The sequence below is a fragment of the Marisediminicola sp. UYEF4 genome (assembly GCF_040546025.1).
Classification (GTDB): Bacteria; Actinomycetota; Actinomycetes; order Actinomycetales; family Microbacteriaceae; genus Marisediminicola.
This window is the reverse complement of record NZ_JBEPNA010000001.1, coordinates 183,471-197,910: the sequence shown is the minus strand read 5'-3', so window position 1 is coordinate 197,910 and position 14,440 is coordinate 183,471. Positions and strand designations below refer to the sequence as shown.

General features: G+C 70.3%; 15 protein-coding genes. 8 read left to right on the top strand and 7 right to left on the bottom strand.

All coding sequences use genetic code 11. The features are described 5' to 3' along the window. Position 1: 1 nt before the first annotated feature. From ABIB15_RS00965 to ABIB15_RS00950, 4 genes are all read left to right on the top strand, one after another. Entirely contained in the window at positions 2 to 907 is a 906-nt protein-coding gene (locus ABIB15_RS00965; RefSeq protein ID WP_502908894.1) for a spermidine synthase, read from the top strand. A 202-nt stretch (positions 908 to 1,109) separates the two neighbouring features. After that, a complete protein-coding gene (locus ABIB15_RS00960) occupies positions 1,110 to 2,285 on the top strand; it encodes a PQQ-dependent sugar dehydrogenase (RefSeq protein ID WP_354474556.1) in 1,176 nt (391 codons plus the stop codon). 29 nt (positions 2,286 to 2,314) lie between these two features. Further along, positions 2,315 to 2,818, top strand: coding sequence for a hypothetical protein (locus ABIB15_RS00955; RefSeq protein ID WP_354474554.1), 504 nt, complete (start codon positions 2,315 to 2,317; stop codon positions 2,816 to 2,818). A 103-nt stretch (positions 2,819 to 2,921) separates the two neighbouring features. After that, complete coding sequence (locus ABIB15_RS00950; protein WP_354474552.1) at positions 2,922 to 3,404, top strand: SprT-like domain-containing protein; 483 nt, start codon at positions 2,922 to 2,924, stop codon at positions 3,402 to 3,404. A gap of 93 nt (positions 3,405 to 3,497) precedes the next feature. On the opposite strand, the gene ABIB15_RS00945 is transcribed toward ABIB15_RS00950, so the two are convergent. Further along, positions 3,498 to 3,800, bottom strand: coding sequence for a DUF427 domain-containing protein (locus tag ABIB15_RS00945; protein WP_354474550.1), 303 nt, complete (start codon positions 3,798 to 3,800; stop codon positions 3,498 to 3,500). Between the two features lie 157 nt (positions 3,801 to 3,957). Here ABIB15_RS00945 and ABIB15_RS00940 point away from each other — a divergent pair, with 157 nt between their 5' ends. The 4 genes from ABIB15_RS00940 to ABIB15_RS00925 all read left to right on the top strand — a co-directional run bounded on the left by ABIB15_RS00940 (position 3,958) and on the right by ABIB15_RS00925 (position 7,395). Continuing rightward, positions 3,958 to 4,422 carry a hypothetical protein gene (locus tag ABIB15_RS00940; protein ID WP_354474548.1) on the top strand — a complete coding sequence of 155 codons (465 nt, stop codon included), beginning with the start codon at positions 3,958 to 3,960 and terminating at the stop codon, positions 4,420 to 4,422. Between the two features lie 139 nt (positions 4,423 to 4,561). Beyond that, the gene (locus tag ABIB15_RS00935; RefSeq protein ID WP_354474546.1) at positions 4,562 to 4,777 is read left to right on the top strand and encodes a hypothetical protein; all 216 of its coding nucleotides are present in this window, start codon (positions 4,562 to 4,564) and stop codon (positions 4,775 to 4,777) included. Between the two features lie 193 nt (positions 4,778 to 4,970). Next, positions 4,971 to 5,573 (top strand): DUF1684 domain-containing protein, encoded by a 603-nt coding sequence (locus tag ABIB15_RS00930; RefSeq protein WP_354474544.1) that lies wholly within the window; start codon positions 4,971 to 4,973, stop codon positions 5,571 to 5,573. A gap of 181 nt (positions 5,574 to 5,754) precedes the next feature. Continuing rightward, on the top strand, positions 5,755 to 7,395 hold the full coding sequence (locus tag ABIB15_RS00925) for a DEAD/DEAH box helicase (protein WP_502908900.1): 1,641 nt from the start codon (positions 5,755 to 5,757) through the stop codon (positions 7,393 to 7,395). A gap of 360 nt (positions 7,396 to 7,755) precedes the next feature. Here ABIB15_RS00925 and ABIB15_RS00920 read toward each other — a convergent pair whose 3' ends face one another. The 6 genes from ABIB15_RS00920 to ABIB15_RS00895 all read right to left on the bottom strand — a co-directional run bounded on the left by ABIB15_RS00920 (position 7,756) and on the right by ABIB15_RS00895 (position 14,403). Next, complete coding sequence (locus ABIB15_RS00920) at positions 7,756 to 9,252, bottom strand: aldehyde dehydrogenase (NADP(+)) (protein ID WP_354474539.1); 1,497 nt, start codon at positions 9,250 to 9,252, stop codon at positions 7,756 to 7,758. A 29-nt stretch (positions 9,253 to 9,281) separates the two neighbouring features. Next, positions 9,282 to 10,283 (bottom strand): proline racemase family protein, encoded by a 1,002-nt coding sequence (locus ABIB15_RS00915; protein WP_354474537.1) that lies wholly within the window; start codon positions 10,281 to 10,283, stop codon positions 9,282 to 9,284. Between the two features lie 188 nt (positions 10,284 to 10,471). Next, a complete protein-coding gene (locus tag ABIB15_RS00910) occupies positions 10,472 to 11,392 on the bottom strand; it encodes a dihydrodipicolinate synthase family protein (protein WP_354474535.1) in 921 nt (306 codons plus the stop codon). Then, positions 11,389 to 12,879 carry an FAD/NAD(P)-dependent oxidoreductase gene (locus ABIB15_RS00905; protein WP_354474533.1) on the bottom strand — a complete coding sequence of 497 codons (1,491 nt, stop codon included), beginning with the start codon at positions 12,877 to 12,879 and terminating at the stop codon, positions 11,389 to 11,391. Before ABIB15_RS00905 ends, ABIB15_RS00910 begins: the two co-directional genes overlap by 4 nt. Then, positions 12,872 to 13,219, bottom strand: a complete 348-nt coding sequence (locus tag ABIB15_RS00900; protein ID WP_354474531.1) for a (2Fe-2S)-binding protein — start codon at positions 13,217 to 13,219, stop codon at positions 12,872 to 12,874. Before ABIB15_RS00900 ends, ABIB15_RS00905 begins: the two co-directional genes overlap by 8 nt. Further along, positions 13,216 to 14,403 carry an NAD(P)/FAD-dependent oxidoreductase gene (locus ABIB15_RS00895; RefSeq protein ID WP_354474529.1) on the bottom strand — a complete coding sequence of 396 codons (1,188 nt, stop codon included), beginning with the start codon at positions 14,401 to 14,403 and terminating at the stop codon, positions 13,216 to 13,218. The genes ABIB15_RS00900 and ABIB15_RS00895 overlap by 4 nt, the downstream gene beginning before the upstream one ends. Positions 14,404 to 14,440 lie beyond the last annotated feature (37 nt).

The following is a 14,440-nucleotide window of genomic DNA, read 5'->3' as shown; positions in this document are numbered from 1 at the left end:
AATGCTAGTCGTGGCGGGCGCGCGGGTGTGGCAGGGTCGGAGCGTGACCGATCTTCCCTCCGCCCACCTGAAGCTCAGCGGCTTCCACACCGTGATCGAACCCGATCGCTGGGTGCCGGGCGCGTTCACCCTCATCGTCGACGGCACTCCGCAGTCGCATGTGAACGTCGACGATCCGAGCGAGCTGTTCTTCGAATATGTGCAGCGCATCGGGCACGTGATCGACCAGCTCGGGATGCCCGGCGAGCCGATCACCGCGGTGCATCTGGGCGCGGGGGCGTTCACCCTGCCGCGCTACATCCACGCGACCAGGCCGGGCTCGCGGCAGCAGGTGATCGAGCTCGAGATGGAGCTCGTGGACCTCGTGCGCGCCGAGCTTCCGCTGCCCAAGCAGGCCTCGATCCGGGTGCGGCACGGCGACGCGCGCGCGGTCGTCGAGAAGCTGCCGCCGGGGCTGCGGGGCAGCGCCGACCTCGTTGTCGTCGACGTGTTCTCCGGGGCGCGCACGCCGGCGCACGTGACGAGCATCGAGTTCTACAGGGAGGTCGCGACACTTTTGGCGCCGGGTGGCGTCGTGGCGGTGAACGTCGCGGACGGTCCGGGGCTCGCCTTCGCTCGCGGCCAGGCTGCGACGCTGCTGTCGGCGGTCGTCGAGGTCGCCGCGCTGGCCGAGACGCAGATCCTCAAGGGGCGCCGCTTCGGCAACGTGGTGCTCGTCGGCTCGAACCAGCCGCTTCCGCTCGACTGGATGCCGCGGCTGCTGGCCGGCGGGCCGCATCCGTCGAAGGTCATCGCCGGACGCGAGCTGACCGACTGGATCGCCGGCGCCCCGATCGTGACCGACGCGACCGCGATCCCGTCTCCGCCGCCCGCGAAGAATATATTCCAGACCCGCGCTGGCTCCTGAGTCGATGGGTGCGGCCGCGGCTGGCTGCGGCTGTCGGTGGCTTTCATTATTCAGGAGTCAATTGCCGCGGCATCCCTCCCTCCGCCGCCGCTCGCCCGAAAGAGTCGCCCTTTCCGGCGATTCGCGCCGGGAGCGGGCCTCCCAGCCGAGGGACTCGCTGTCAAATCCCCCGCGTGGCCCTCACCTCCTGAATGATGAAGGGATGACAACGATGTGGCGCAGCGCGTGGGGGGCGGGGCTTGTCGCGGCCGTCGTCGTACTGGCCGGATGCTCAGGACCGACCGAGGAGCCGACGCCGGTTCCTCCCGCGCCGAGCGAGACAGGCGACCCGGAGGCCGGGCCCGTGCAGCCCGTCGGCGACACGACCGTGATCGCGACCGGCCTGACCGCGCCGTGGTCGATGGTGCGGATGGCGAGCGGCTCGACCCTGATCAGCGAGCGTGACTCAGCTCTGGTCAAGGAACTGACCGCGACGGGCGAGGTGCGTGATGCCGGCGTGGTCGGCGGGGTCGTGCCCGGCGGCGAGGGCGGGCTGCTCGGGCTTGCGGTGCTCGCGGCGGAGGGAGCGGCGGAGGGCGCGGCGGAGCGACCGGCGGAGGGCACGGCGACCACCTGGCTCTACGCCTACTTCACGGCGTCCGAGGACAACCGCATCGTGCGGATGCAGCTCGAAGGCGACCCCGGCACCTACCGCCTGGGCATCACGGAGGACGTGCTCACCGGCATCCCCAAGTCCACCACCCACAACGGCGGCCGCCTCGCGTTCGGCCCCGACGGCATGCTCTACGCCACTGCCGGCGACGCGGGCGAGCCCGACCGCGCGCAGGATGTGGCGTCGCTTGGCGGCAAGATCCTGCGGATGCTGCCCGACGGGGCCGTGCCCGAGGACAACCCGTTCGCCGACTCGCTCGTCTTCTCGCTCGGCCACCGCAACCCGCAGGGACTCGCCTGGGACAGGGACGGCCTGCTCTGGGCCGCCGAATTCGGCCAGAACCAGTGGGACGAGCTCAACGTGATCCTCCCCGGCCAGAACTACGGCTGGCCGGAGGTCGAGGGCATCGCGAGCGTCAACGACTTCGTCGACCCGGTGCAGCAGTGGGCGACCTCCGAGGCGAGCCCGAGCGGGCTGGCGTTCGTGCGCGACACGTTCTTCCTCGCCGCGCTGCGCGGCGAGCGCCTCTGGACGATCTACCCCGGCGAGGAGACGATCGATTCCGTCGCCTACTTCCAAGGCGAATTCGGGCGGCTGCGCGACGTCGCGGCCGGCCCCGACGGCACCCTCTGGATGCTCACGAACAACACGGACGGCCGCGGCGAGCCGACGGAGGGCGACGATAAAATCATCGAGGTCCGACTCGCGCCTCCGGTCGAGGGGTGAACAGCCGAGTCGGGGATATCCTCGTGTCAATGATCAGCAATAGCCTTCACGATACGCCGGACCTGCGCACTGCCCAGTCTCGACTCGACGAGCTCGGCACCGCGAGGAGCACCGCTGCCGTCGCCGAACGCGCCGATCTGCTGCGCGTGCTCGGCCGGCTCGACGAGGCCCTCGCGACCGCCGAGGAAAGCTACCGGCTCGCTTTCTTCACGGGCGATCGGGAGGACGTGACCGCCGCCCGACTGCGGCGCGCCCGCGTGCTGCAGGACAAGGGATCGCTCGATCGCGCCCTCACCGAGGTCAAGGCCTGCAGCCTCGCCGCGCACACCGAGGCCTGGGGCGAGCTCGAGGCATCCGCTCTCTACCAACTCGCGAGCGTGCTCGTCGACCTGCGCCGGCTCGAGGAGGCACGCTCGACCATCTCGGAGCTCGTCAAACTCCGTGCGAGCCAGGGCGCTCCCCCGGAGCAGCTCACGGCCCTCGACGAGGCGCTCGAGACCATCATGCGGCGGATGCTGACCGAACCGGCCTGAGGCTCGTCGCGGGTTCTGGTGCACAGCCTCTTGTCGAGGGCGTAAGTCCACAGGCTGCGAGGCGAGATGGCCAATGTCGGCGGAGCCGGGTTATCTTCGAGGCGTGGCAGAACTAGATCGCGTGCGGCGCTGGGCGGATGCCCTCATCACACTGCACCTCGATGCGACGTGGTCGTTCGGGTTCGACGCCGCGAAGACGCGCGCCGGGCTGTGCAACTTCACCCATAAGCGCATCACCGTGTCCCGCTATCTCGCCGCCCGCTACGACGACGACGAGATTCACCAGGTGCTGCTGCACGAGGTGGCGCATGCGATCGCGGGGTCGGCGGCGGGCCACGGGCCGCGCTGGAAGCGGATCGCGCACGACTTGGGCTACGAGGGAAAGCGGCTGCACGACGGGGCGATCGCGAATGATCTCGCCCCGTGGGTCGGCCTCTGTCCGGGCGGGCACGAGCATTACCGGTACCGCAAGCCCGCCCGGGCACTAGCCTGCGGGCGGTGCGCGAAGAAGTATGACCCGGCCAACCTCATCGCCTGGTCGGAGCGGATCATTTCGCCTGCGGCGCGGCGGAGCGCGGCGGGATAGCGCTCGAGTCCGACCGGGCAGACCGGGCAGACCGGGCAGACCGGGCAGACCGGGCAGACCTGCACGCCGCCCGGTCCACGCGTGCCACGCGTGCTACTCGGTGACCTTGACCTCTTTCCAGAAGGCCACGTAGCCGCTGAAATCCTTGCCGACGCGGTCGAACGCCGTCGGGTAGGGGGTGGGGTAGCTGAAGGCGCGGTCCTGCAGCGAGGTCTCGCCGTCCTGAACGTTGAAGTACTGGCAGTCGCCCTTCCACGGACAGTGGTACGGGCTGGGGCTCTTGGTCAGAAATTCCTCGTTGACACTCGAGGGCGGAAAATACCAGTTGCCCTCGATCGAGATGAGATCTTCCTTGGGAGCTTCGGCGACGACGGTGCCGTTGACAGTTGCCTTCATGGGTGTACCTCCGGAGTTGATGCGAACGAATGCTGTCCTTGGCCGAACAGTGCGACTTCGCGACGAATTCCCGAGTACGCAGCAGATGGGGGCGACTCACGGGTGACACGCCACCCACCGCGTTGTACTCGGTGGCCGTGACGACGAGACTGGCCACATGCGTGTTCTCCTCAAACTGATCCTCGACTGCGAACCGGATGCCGCGTGGCGCGCGATCAGGTCCCCGGCCGGACTGCGCAGCGTGTCCGCGCCGCTGATGGTCTTCCACTCTCTCGAGCCCGACGGCTTCCAGGAGGAGTGGTCAGAAGGCGAGCATCCGGTGCGGGTCGCGGGTCTCGGCGTTCTCCCGCTGGGAGAGCAGGTCATCGCGATTTCGTATCCGCCGACGCACGGCCACACGAGGCTCGTGCGCGATAGCGGCTACGGCGTGAGCGGCATCTTCACCGCCGTCAACTACTGGGAACACACGATGGCCGTGGCCCCGGCGCACGGCGGCGGCACGCTCTACCGCGATCAGCTCGTCTTCGATGCGGGCCCGCTCAGCCCGCTGCTGTGGCCGATGTACTGGGTGTTCTGGCAGTACCGGGCGCTGCGGATGAGGGCCCTCGCACGCACCTGGTAGCCGTCGATCAATGCTCGGAAGCTGCGTTGGCCGACTTGTCAATGGCTTGCCCGAGCTGCGGCGCAGAGGTTTGACTCCTCTCATTCGCTGGTCGAGGCGGCACTCCCGCTCGACTGTCTCATGAGGGGGAAGCATCCGAATGACAAAAGCATTCTTCGGCGACGCCGGGCCCACCGTCGTGCCTCCAGCAACCGGCCCCATCCCGGTGCAGAAGGCGTTACGGTCGACCGTGCCGGGCGCGGCCACTCCGTCAGCGGGAGCGATGACCCCATTCGCCGTCGGCTCGACGACAGTGCGACTCAACGACGCGAGCGTGCGAAGGTTCTTCGCGCGACGCCACACGGCCGCCGGCTGACAGTTACGGCCGCGGGGCGACCGGCATCCGCTCGTCGGCCTCCGCGAGCCGCCCACTGCAGTCGCCTCCGCCGCCCCAGACGACACACATTCGGGCAACTCGCGCAGCTGTGGCGGGCCACCAGGCAGATCGCGACACTCGCGCCGTGCACGCCCAGCGCCGCGTCACAGCCTGCCGCGGTTAGCCTCGAGTCATGACCGCCCTCGAGATCGCCGACTGGCGCCGCCGCGTGTTCGCCCTCTACGCCGAGGTGCGTCACGCCACCGACCTGTACGCCGCCCACGATCTGTGGCGGCGGGAGCGTGATCGGTTGTTCGCGGAGCATCCGTCCACTCCCCTGCTTCCCGCGGACCTTGCAGAATTCACCGGCCTCAAGGTGAAGCCCTACGACCCTGACTGGCGCTTCGAGGTGCAGGTTGCCCCCGCCGAGCCCCGGCGGTTCGAGGTCGAGACGGGAACCGACGGCATCGTTCCGTTCGACCTCGTCGGAGTCGTGGATGTTCCGGCTGTCGGCCCGCTCGACGTGTGGAGGCTGGCAAGCTACGGCGGAGGGCTGTTCGTTCCGGTGAAGGATGCGCTCGCGGGCCGACCCGGCGGCACCTATGGCGGCGGACGCTACCTGCTCGACACGGTCAAGGGTGCGGATCTCGGCGCTGGCAGCGCCCCCGACTCGCTCGTGCTCGACTTCAACTTCGCCTACAACCCCTCCTGCGCGTACGACCCGGCGTGGGCCTGTCCGCTGGCCCAGCCGGGCAACACCGTCGCGGTCGAGATCCCGGTCGGCGAACGGTACTAGGAGGCGGCTCTCACGCCGCCGCGGAGGCCACCTGCTAGGCTGGGGTCACTTGCGAATCCGCTGTCGGGTTCCTTGCGTCGGAGAACGCTAACTCTTCTCATCGGAAACGCCTCACACAGGCATCCGGTTCGTAGACATTTTCTTACGGCGAACGGATGTGGCCATTGCCATCTTCGCCATTATGGGTCCACTTGCGCGCCAGCCGCGCTGCCGGACCAGCATCTGCCCGAAAGGCACCTTCTTGTCTGAAACAACCACGCTCGAAACCACGTTCGCCGCACTCGGCGTCCCGGCGCCGATCGTCGCCGCGCTGTCCAAGGCCGGCATCGACTCGCCCTTCCCGATCCAGCAGGACACCCTGCCCGACACCCTCAACGGCCGCGACGTCCTGGGCCGCGGAAAGACGGGATCCGGCAAGACGCTCGCCTTCGCCATCCCGATGATCGCGCGCCTCGGCGGCAAGCTCGCCGGCGGCAACCGCCGCCCCGGACGCCCGCTCGGCCTGATCCTGGCCCCGACGCGCGAGCTCGCGACCCAGATCACCACGGCCATGGAGCCGCTCGCCGCCGCCTACAACCTGAAGCTCACCACGATCTTCGGTGGCGTCTCGCAGCAGCGCCAGGTCGCCGCCCTCAAGTCGGGCATCGACATCGTCGTGGCCTGCCCCGGCCGTCTCGAGGACCTCATGAAGCAGGGCCTCGTGTCGCTCGACGCCGTCGAGATCACCGTGCTCGACGAGGCCGACCACATGGCCGACCTCGGCTTCCTGCCCGTCGTCACGCGCATCATGGACAAGACGCCGAACAACGGGCAGCGGATGCTGTTCTCGGCGACGCTCGACAACGGCGTGGACAAGCTCGTGAAGAAGTACCTCCACAACGAGGTGCTGCACTCGGTCGACGAGGCCAACTCCTTCGTCTCGGCGATGACCCACCACGTGTTCGAGGTCGAGTCGGTCGAAGCCAAGCGCCTGCTGATCGAGAAGCTCGCCTCGGGAACCGGCCGTCGCATCCTGTTCATGCGCACCAAGCACCACGCCAAGAAGCTCGCCAAGCAGCTCAGCGACGCCGGCATCCCCGCCGTCGACCTGCACGGCAACCTGTCCCAGCCGCAGCGCGACCGCAACCTCGCCGCCTTCGGCGAGGGCAGCGTGCGAGTGCTCGTGGCGACGGATGTTGCGGCGCGCGGCGTTCACGTCGATGACATCGAACTCGTCATCCACGTCGACCCGCCGGCCGAGCACAAGGCGTACCTGCACCGCTCGGGCCGCACCGCCCGCGCTGGCAAGGAGGGCGAGGTCGTCACGCTCGTGCTCCCGACCCAGCGCAAGGACACCGCGGCGCTGCTGCGCAAGGCGGCCATCACGGTCACCCCGCAGCAGGTCACCGCAGCATCGCCCGCCGTCGCCGCGCTCGTTGGCGACGTCGCCGCCTATGTGAAGCCGGTGCCGCGCGCCGAGCAGCCCGTTCGCGGGCAGTCGCAGGGCGGACGCTCACAGGGTGCCAACGCGCAGCGCAAGCGCGAGAACCGCGACGGTGCTCCGGCCCGTAGCGGCGGCGCACGCTCCGGCGGCGGCCGCTCCGGCGGCGCCTCGAGTGGCGCCGGTGGCGGCCGTCCGGCCGCTGGCGGATCGCGCAGCTTCTACAGCACCGCGAGCGGCGAGGGCGCAGCGCCCACGTCGTCCGCGCGTCCGGCCGGTGCCGATGGCGGAAGCCGCAGCGGCAGCCGTAACGGCGGCGGCGCTGGTCGTGCCGGATCTGGCGGCGGGCTCGTCGGCATGTCGCAGGGCGGCGCCGGACGGCGTCGCGGCGGCGGCCGCTAGCTGACCTGGCGGCCGGGCGCTTCGGCGCACGGCCGCACCATACTTCGGCGGGGCGCTCGCGCGTCCGGCCGGTACGACGAGCTGGGCTGACTCCGCGAGCGGGGCAGGTCCAGCATCCGCGAGTTTCCCTCTTGTGCTGGATGCCTCTGGTATCGCACGACACAATCGGGCAACTCGGCGGCAGTGCCACTCGGTGGCACCGCCGATGACGGTGCCGCTGGTTTGCGACCCGCCGCTGCCCTAACAGGAGCGCATGTCGCGAACCGGCGGATTACCCGTTAACGACCCCGCCGGTCCAGCAGGTCGCACGCGACACGCGAGGCAGAGCGCGCTCCCGATCCACTCGGAGCGCCACGACCGCTACGCCCGTGACCCCCAGCCGGAGGACTCGCCCGCCGGGCCGCGACGCTGCGGCACATCCCAGGGATTGTCGTCGCGCAGCGGCTCTGGCAGCAGCTCGGCCGGCGCACCCTGGTAGCTGACCGCCCGCAGGAACCGGGAAATCGCCGCGGTGCCCACCGACGTGCCGGAGTCGCTGGTCGTCGCCGGCCATGGTCCGCCGTGCTGCATCGCCGGAGTCACCGCGACACCGGTCGGCCAGCCGCCGAACAGCACGCGTCCGGTGTGACGGGTGAGCCAGTCGACCAGTTCGCGCAGCGGCAGGCTGCTCTCGCCCGCGGCGGCGTGCACCGTCCCGGTGAGGTTGCCCGCGAACAGCTCGTCGGCCAGGTCGGCGAGTTCGTGGTCGTTCTCGTATTCGACGACGATGGCGAGCGGGCCGAACGCCTCGTCGAGGAGCGCGTCCTCGGCATCCACGAGCCCGGCGGCGCTCACGCTCACGAGCGTCGGCGTGGCCCAGCCCTGTCCGGCGTCGTCGAACCGCAGCGACCCCTCGGCGATGACGCTGACCCCCGGGGTTGCGAGGATCGTGTCGCGTCGATCACCGAACCCCTTCGCGATGCCGGGGTACAGCAGCCGGTGCTCCGGCACCCGTGCTGCACGCTCGGCGAGCCCGGCAGCGAGGCCATGGCCGGTCGGCACGAACAGGAATCCGGGCTTGGTGCACAGCTGCCCGGCCGATCCGCTGACGCTCGCAACGAAGCCGTCGGCGATCTGCTCGGCGCGCTCGGCGAGGGCGTCAGCGGTCACGAATACCGGGTTCACGCTGCCGAGCTCCCCGTAGAACGGGATCGGTATCGGCCGGCCCGCGGCGATCCCGGCGAGCAGCTGCCCCGCATGGATCGACCCGGTGAAGCTTCCGGCCTGAATGCGCGAGTCCTGGAGAAGCGCGACACCGGCATCCTGCCCCATCACGAGCTGCAGGATGCCGTCGGGCGCCCCGACCCCCGAGAGGGCGTGGTTGACAACCCTGGCAGTGGCCTCGGACAGCCGCGGATGCCCGGAGTGCGCCTTCACGATGACCGGGCAGCCGGCGGCGAGGGCCGAGGCGGTGTCGCCACCGAGCACCGAGAACGCGAACGGGAAGTTGCTCGCGGCGTAGTTGAGCACGGGGCCCAGGGGGATCAGGTAGCGGCGCAGGTCCGGACGCGGTCCGAGAACGAAGTCGGGGTCGGCCTCGTCGATACGGACGTCGAGGTAGCCGCCATCGAGCACGACCTCGGCGAACAGCCGCAGCTGCACCGCGGTGCGCTTGAGCTCACCCGCGAGCCGCGCCTCGGCGAGCCCGGTCTCCTCCATGGCGATGGCAATGAGCTCGCCAGCGGATGCCGTCAGGGCGTCGGCCGCCGCCACGAGTGCCGCGGCACGGTCGCTCGGCGAGGTCTCCGCCCACTCGGCCGCGACGTGCTCCGCGCGGGCGGCGATGATCTCGAGCTCGTCCAGGGATGTGCTGGTCATGGTGCTCCTCACGGTCGGATGCTGCGGATTCAGAACTGGAACCCGGTCGGGAACGGATCGCTCGGATCGAGCAGGTACTGCCCGATGCCGGTGACCCAGGCCCGCCCGGTGATGGTGGGGATGACCGCGGGGATGCCCTCGACGGTCGTCTCCCTGATCAGCCGGCCGACGAAAATCGACCCGATGAACGATTCGTTGACGAAGTCGGTGTCGAGCGCGAGCTCGCCGCGCGCCCAGAGCTCGGCCATGCGCGCCGAGGTTCCGGTCCCGCACGGGGAGCGGTCGAACCAGCCGGGGTAGATCGCCATGGCGTGACGGCTGAAAGTGGCGTCTGATCCGGGGGCGATGAACTCGACGTGGTGGCAGTGGTCGACGCCGTCGATCGTCGGATGCGAGGGCGGATCGGTCTCGTTGATCGCGGCCATGATCGCCAGGCCGGCCGCGAGGATCTCCTGCTGCTGCGACCTGTCGAAGGTGAGCCCGACCGCGTCGAGGTCGACCATCGCGTAGAAGTTGCCGCCGAACGCGAGGCTATAGGGCACGGAGCCATAGCCGGGCACCTCGACGGTCGCGTCGAGTCGCACGCAGTAGGAGGGCACGTTCTCGATCGTGACGGAGTCTGCGTGGCCGTCGCGCACGGCCACCCGCGCGATGACGAGGCCCGCGGGGGTATCCAGCCGGATCGTGGTGACCGGCTCGACGACCTCGACCATTCCGGTCTCCACCAGCACGGTCGCGACGCCGATCGTGCCGTGGCCGCACATCGGCAGGCATCCGGAGACCTCGATGTAGATCACGCCCCACTCGGCGTCTGGCCTCGTCGATGGCTGCAGGATCGCACCGCTCATCGCCGGATGCCCGCGCGGCTCGTTCATGAGGAACAGCCGGATGTCGTCGAGGTGCTCGATGAAGTGCAGGCGCTTCTGGTTCATGGTGGCGCCGGGGATCACGCCGACACCGCCCGTGATGACGCGCGTCGGCATCCCCTCGGTGTGAGAGTCGACGGCGGTGAGCATGCGGGTGCTTCGCATCGGGCAATCCTTTCACTGCGACCGGGTCTCCGGTCACATCACCTCAAGATCCAGTCAAATTGCGTCGACGGTGCTCTGGTGCGCCGAGCGAGCCTCCATGAACGGGCACGCTCGGCGCGGACGGGCACACTCGGCGCGGACGAGCACACTCGGCGGCCAAGCTGCGCACCTAGCGGCAAGGTGCGCGCCTAGCGGCGGGCGGCGAGGAAGTCGAGTGCGCGCTGCGTGTCCGCGCGCACCTGCGCCTCGTTCTCCGGGCTCAGCGGACCGCGCGGCGGGCGGGTCGCCCCGCCGTAGCTGCCGCCGGCCATATCGACCGAGAGCTTGATTGCCTGCACGAACTCGGTCTTCGAGTCCCAGCGGAACACCGCGACGAGCGCCGTGTAGATCTCGAGGGCGTCCGCAATGCGGCCGGCCTTGACGAGGTCGTAGATTTCGACTGCCTCGCGCGGGAACGCATTCGGGTACCCGGCGAACCAGCCCGTCGCGCCCGCGACGAGCGACTCGAATAGCAGGTCGTCGGCGCCGCAGATGACGTCGATGTCGCACAGCTCCTTGATCTCGAGCACCCGGCGAATATCGGCCGAGAACTCCTTGATCGCCACGACCTCGGGAATCTCGGCGAGCTTCGCGACGAGCGAGGGTACGAGGTCGACCTTGGTGTCGAAGGGGTTGTTGTAGGCCATGATCGGCATCCCGACCTCGGCGACCCTCGTGAAGTGCTCGATCACCTCGGACTCGTTCGCCCGGTAGATCGTCGGCGGGAGCAGCAGCACGCCGTCGGCGCCGTCCTCCTGGGCGTATTCGGCCCACTTCTTGGCCTGGTGCCAGCCGACACCGTGAACTCCCGCGACGACGAGGCCGCGGTCGCCGACGGTCTCCACGGCGACCTGCACGACCTTGCGGCGCTCCTCATCGGTGAGCGACGAGTACTCGCCGAGCGATCCGTTTGGTCCGACGCCGCGGCATCCGTTGTTGATGAGCCAGTCGCAGTGCGCCGCGAACCTGTCGTAGTCGACGGCGAGTCCGCCGGGCGCAGAGGCGTCGTCTTTGAAGGCGAGGGTGGTCGCGACGATGACGCCTCCCAAGTCGAATGTTTTGTCGGTCATTGCGTCCCTTTCGCTTTATCGGTCGTGTGGTCGGTGTCGGGGTGCGCGGTGGTTCCCGCGGCGAGTTCCCCGAGACGGATGGGGGCGGCGATCGGCCGCCGGTCGGTGGATGAGCCGTCGCCGAGACCGCCGGTGCGCGCCTGCAGCAGCTCCTCGACGGAACGCCCGCAGATGCGGCCCTGGCAGATGCCGAGCCCGGCGCGGGTGCTGAGCTTCAGCGCACGCAGCGACCGGGAGGCGGTGCTGTCGGCGACCCCGCAGAGGCGGCCGTAGGTGACTTCCTCGCAGCGGCAGACGATGGTGTCGGGCTCGAGCATGGCGGGCCAGCCGGGACGGATGCCATGGGCGGCCTCGATGCGGCGCGCGAAGCTCGCGAACACGCGGCGACGGCGGACGGCCCCGGCGACCGACGGGTCGGCGGCGGTGCCGCCCGCAGCGACATGCCCGGCGATCTGGCCCTCGGCCAGTGCGAGGTCGACGCCGCCGATTCCGGTTATCTCCCCCGCGGCGTGTACGCCGGCGACGGTGGTCTGCTGACCGTCGTCGACCGTGACGAAGCGCTCCGGGCCGAGCGCGCACCCGGCGGCGATGGCGAGCTCGAGGCGCGGGGTGAACCCGTGGCTGACGCACACGGCATCGGCGGCGATGCGCCGTCGCGTACCGGGGATCGGCACCCAGTCGGCGTCGACGTCGGCGATGGTGACTGCCTCGACCCGGTCGGTTCCGTGCGCGGCGACGACCGCGCGGCCCGTGGAGTAGGGGATGCGGTGCCGGAGCTGCCCGGCGACGTAGCCCGCGAGTTCGAGGGCCTTGCCGCCCGCGCTGACGAGCTGCCAGGGCTGGGGTAGCCAGCCGCGAACGAGGGTAGGCGCGCCGCTGGCCTCGAACACCCCGACGACTCCCGATCCGGTCTTCGCGAGTGCGGCGGCGACGGGAAGCAGGAACGGTCCGGCGCCGGCCACGACAACCCGGTCGCCGACGACGATGCGCTCCCCCTTGGCAAGGGCCTGTGCGGCACCGCCGGTGAAGACGCCCGGGAGGTCCCAGCCGGGGAAGGGCAGGGTGCGGTCGTGCGCGCCCGTGGCGAGAACGATGCGGTCGGGGCGCACGACGAGGCGCTCGCGGTTCTCGCCGTCGGGTTCGCCGAGGAGCACGTGCACGGTGCCGGGCCCCGCGGATGCGCCGGGGAGGCTGCCGGCGTTGGCGGATGCCGCCGACCCCTGCTCGATCGCCCAGACCTGGGCGTTGCGAAGGATCCGGCAACCGGGATCCTGCTCGAGCTCGCGACTCAGGGCCTGGAACTGCCGGAAGTGGTGGTGCAGCGTGTGCTCCCGCGTGGAGGGGCGCTCGGCCGGGAGGTGGCGCCAGTACTGGCCGCCCAGCTGGTCGCTCGAGTCGAGGACGATGACGGATGCGCCGCGCCGGCGGGCCGCGCGGGCGGCGGCGAGGCCGGCGGGTCCGGCTCCGATGATGAGCACCTCAGTCATCGCGGCCGCCCCGTTCGGAGCCCGGCGGCACCGGTAGAGCGTCGTGCTGCGTGACGACCACGTTGCCGTCGACCGCACGGCGCTGGCAGGCGCGCACGTCGCGGGCGCCGTCGACCTCGACCAGGCAGTCGAAGCAGACGCCGATTCCACAGAAGATGCCCCGTGGGCGGCCCGCGGCGGAGGTACGGCGGAAGCCGAGCCGGCCGCTGGCGAGGATCACCCCGGCGATGCTCTGCCCGGCAATGCCCTCGAGTCGCTCCCCATCGAGGGTGATGGCGAGCGCGGTCGGAACTGCAGGGCGGATCGGGTCGTCGCCGGCCGGCAGCATCCGCGGGCTCACGCCGCCACCCCGGTGAGGTGCGGCAGCAGCGAGGCACGGGACGCCTGGAACGGGGCCGCATCGATGCGCGTCGGGGTTCCGAGCATCAGGTCGCGCACGAGCTCGGCGGTGGCGAGGCTGAGGCCGATGCCGGCGCCCTCGTGGCCGGTCGCGTGCCAGAGTCCGGGCAGGCGCGGGTCCTCCCCAATGAGCGGCAGGTGGTCGGGCATGAACGGGCGGAAGCCCCCGTAGCTGCGCATCACCTGGGCTCCGGCGAGGAACGGGAACAACCGCAGTGCCTTCGCGGCGAGCTGGCCGAGCACCTCGACCTCGAGCCGCGAGTCGAAGCCCTTCTGCTGGCGGGACGAGCCGATGAGCACGGTGCCGGCGGCGGTGGACTCGACGACGCTCGACACCTGCAGGTCGCCGGCATCCGACCCCACGGCGCCAACGTAGTCGCCGTCGTAGACCTTGTGGAAGATGCGATGCGGCATGCGGGAGGTCACGAGCAGCTCGCCGCGACGCGGGCGCACGGGCAACGCGACGCCGAGAAGTTCAGCGACCTCGCCCGACCAGGGGCCGGCCGCGATGAGCACGCGCGAGGCGCGCAGCGGGCCCTGCGGCGTCTGCACCCCGACGAGGGCGCCGGAGGAATCGCGAATGCCGCCGCTGACGGGTGTGTTCTCGAGCAGCCGGGCGCCATGCTGCTGGGCGGATGCCATCAGGGCGTCGGTCGCGATGGCCGGCTGCACCTGGGCATCCTCCGGATAGAAGACGGCTGCCTGGAACGAGTGGGTGAGGTCGGGTTCGAGCTCTCTGGCCTCGGCGGCGTCGAGCACCCGCGCTTCGACTCCCGCGCCGCGCTGCAGGGCCGCGAAGTCAAGCAGCGGGCGGGCACCTGCGGCGGTCGTTGCGACGACAAGGCCGCCCTTGCGGTCGAATTCGAGCGAGGGGAATCCCCGCCCGAGCTCCTCCCGGAGCCGGGCCACGGTGCCGTCCCAGAGGGAGGAGGCGTACTGCGCGAGCTGGAGCTCATAGCCGGGCCCCTTGTCGGAGACCAGCAGGTTGCCCTCGCAGGCCGCGGACGTGCCGCTCGCGGTTGTGCCGCGGTCGACCACGGTGACCGCTACGCCGGCGACGGCGAGTGCCCTGGCGCAGGCGGCACCGATGATGCCCGCGCCGATGACGATCACATCGTTCGCCACGCGCCTCCCCTTCCGATCGACTTATAGTATGTTACAC

Excerpts from the sequence above, each read along its gene's own strand:
- ABIB15_RS00915 (WP_354474537.1), bottom strand. The coding sequence starts at position 10,283 with ATGCGAAGCACCCGCATGCTCACCGCCGTCGACTCTCACACCGAGGGG.
- ABIB15_RS00965 (WP_502908894.1), top strand. The coding sequence starts at position 2 with ATGCTAGTCGTGGCGGGCGCGCGGGTGTGGCAGGGTCGGAGCGTGACC.
- ABIB15_RS00920 (WP_354474539.1), bottom strand. The coding sequence starts at position 9,252 with ATGACCAGCACATCCCTGGACGAGCTCGAGATCATCGCCGCCCGCGCG.
- ABIB15_RS00930 (WP_354474544.1), top strand. The coding sequence starts at position 4,971 with ATGACCGCCCTCGAGATCGCCGACTGGCGCCGCCGCGTGTTCGCCCTC.
- ABIB15_RS00905 (WP_354474533.1), bottom strand. The coding sequence starts at position 12,879 with ATGACTGAGGTGCTCATCATCGGAGCCGGACCCGCCGGCCTCGCCGCC.
- ABIB15_RS00925 (WP_502908900.1), top strand. The coding sequence starts at position 5,755 with ATGGGTCCACTTGCGCGCCAGCCGCGCTGCCGGACCAGCATCTGCCCG.
- ABIB15_RS00910 (WP_354474535.1), bottom strand. The coding sequence starts at position 11,392 with ATGACCGACAAAACATTCGACTTGGGAGGCGTCATCGTCGCGACCACC.
- ABIB15_RS00955 (WP_354474554.1), top strand. The coding sequence starts at position 2,315 with ATGATCAGCAATAGCCTTCACGATACGCCGGACCTGCGCACTGCCCAG.
- ABIB15_RS00945 (WP_354474550.1), bottom strand. The coding sequence starts at position 3,800 with ATGAAGGCAACTGTCAACGGCACCGTCGTCGCCGAAGCTCCCAAGGAA.
- ABIB15_RS00960 (WP_354474556.1), top strand. The coding sequence starts at position 1,110 with ATGACAACGATGTGGCGCAGCGCGTGGGGGGCGGGGCTTGTCGCGGCC.
- ABIB15_RS00935 (WP_354474546.1), top strand. The coding sequence starts at position 4,562 with ATGACAAAAGCATTCTTCGGCGACGCCGGGCCCACCGTCGTGCCTCCA.
- ABIB15_RS00940 (WP_354474548.1), top strand. The coding sequence starts at position 3,958 with ATGCGTGTTCTCCTCAAACTGATCCTCGACTGCGAACCGGATGCCGCG.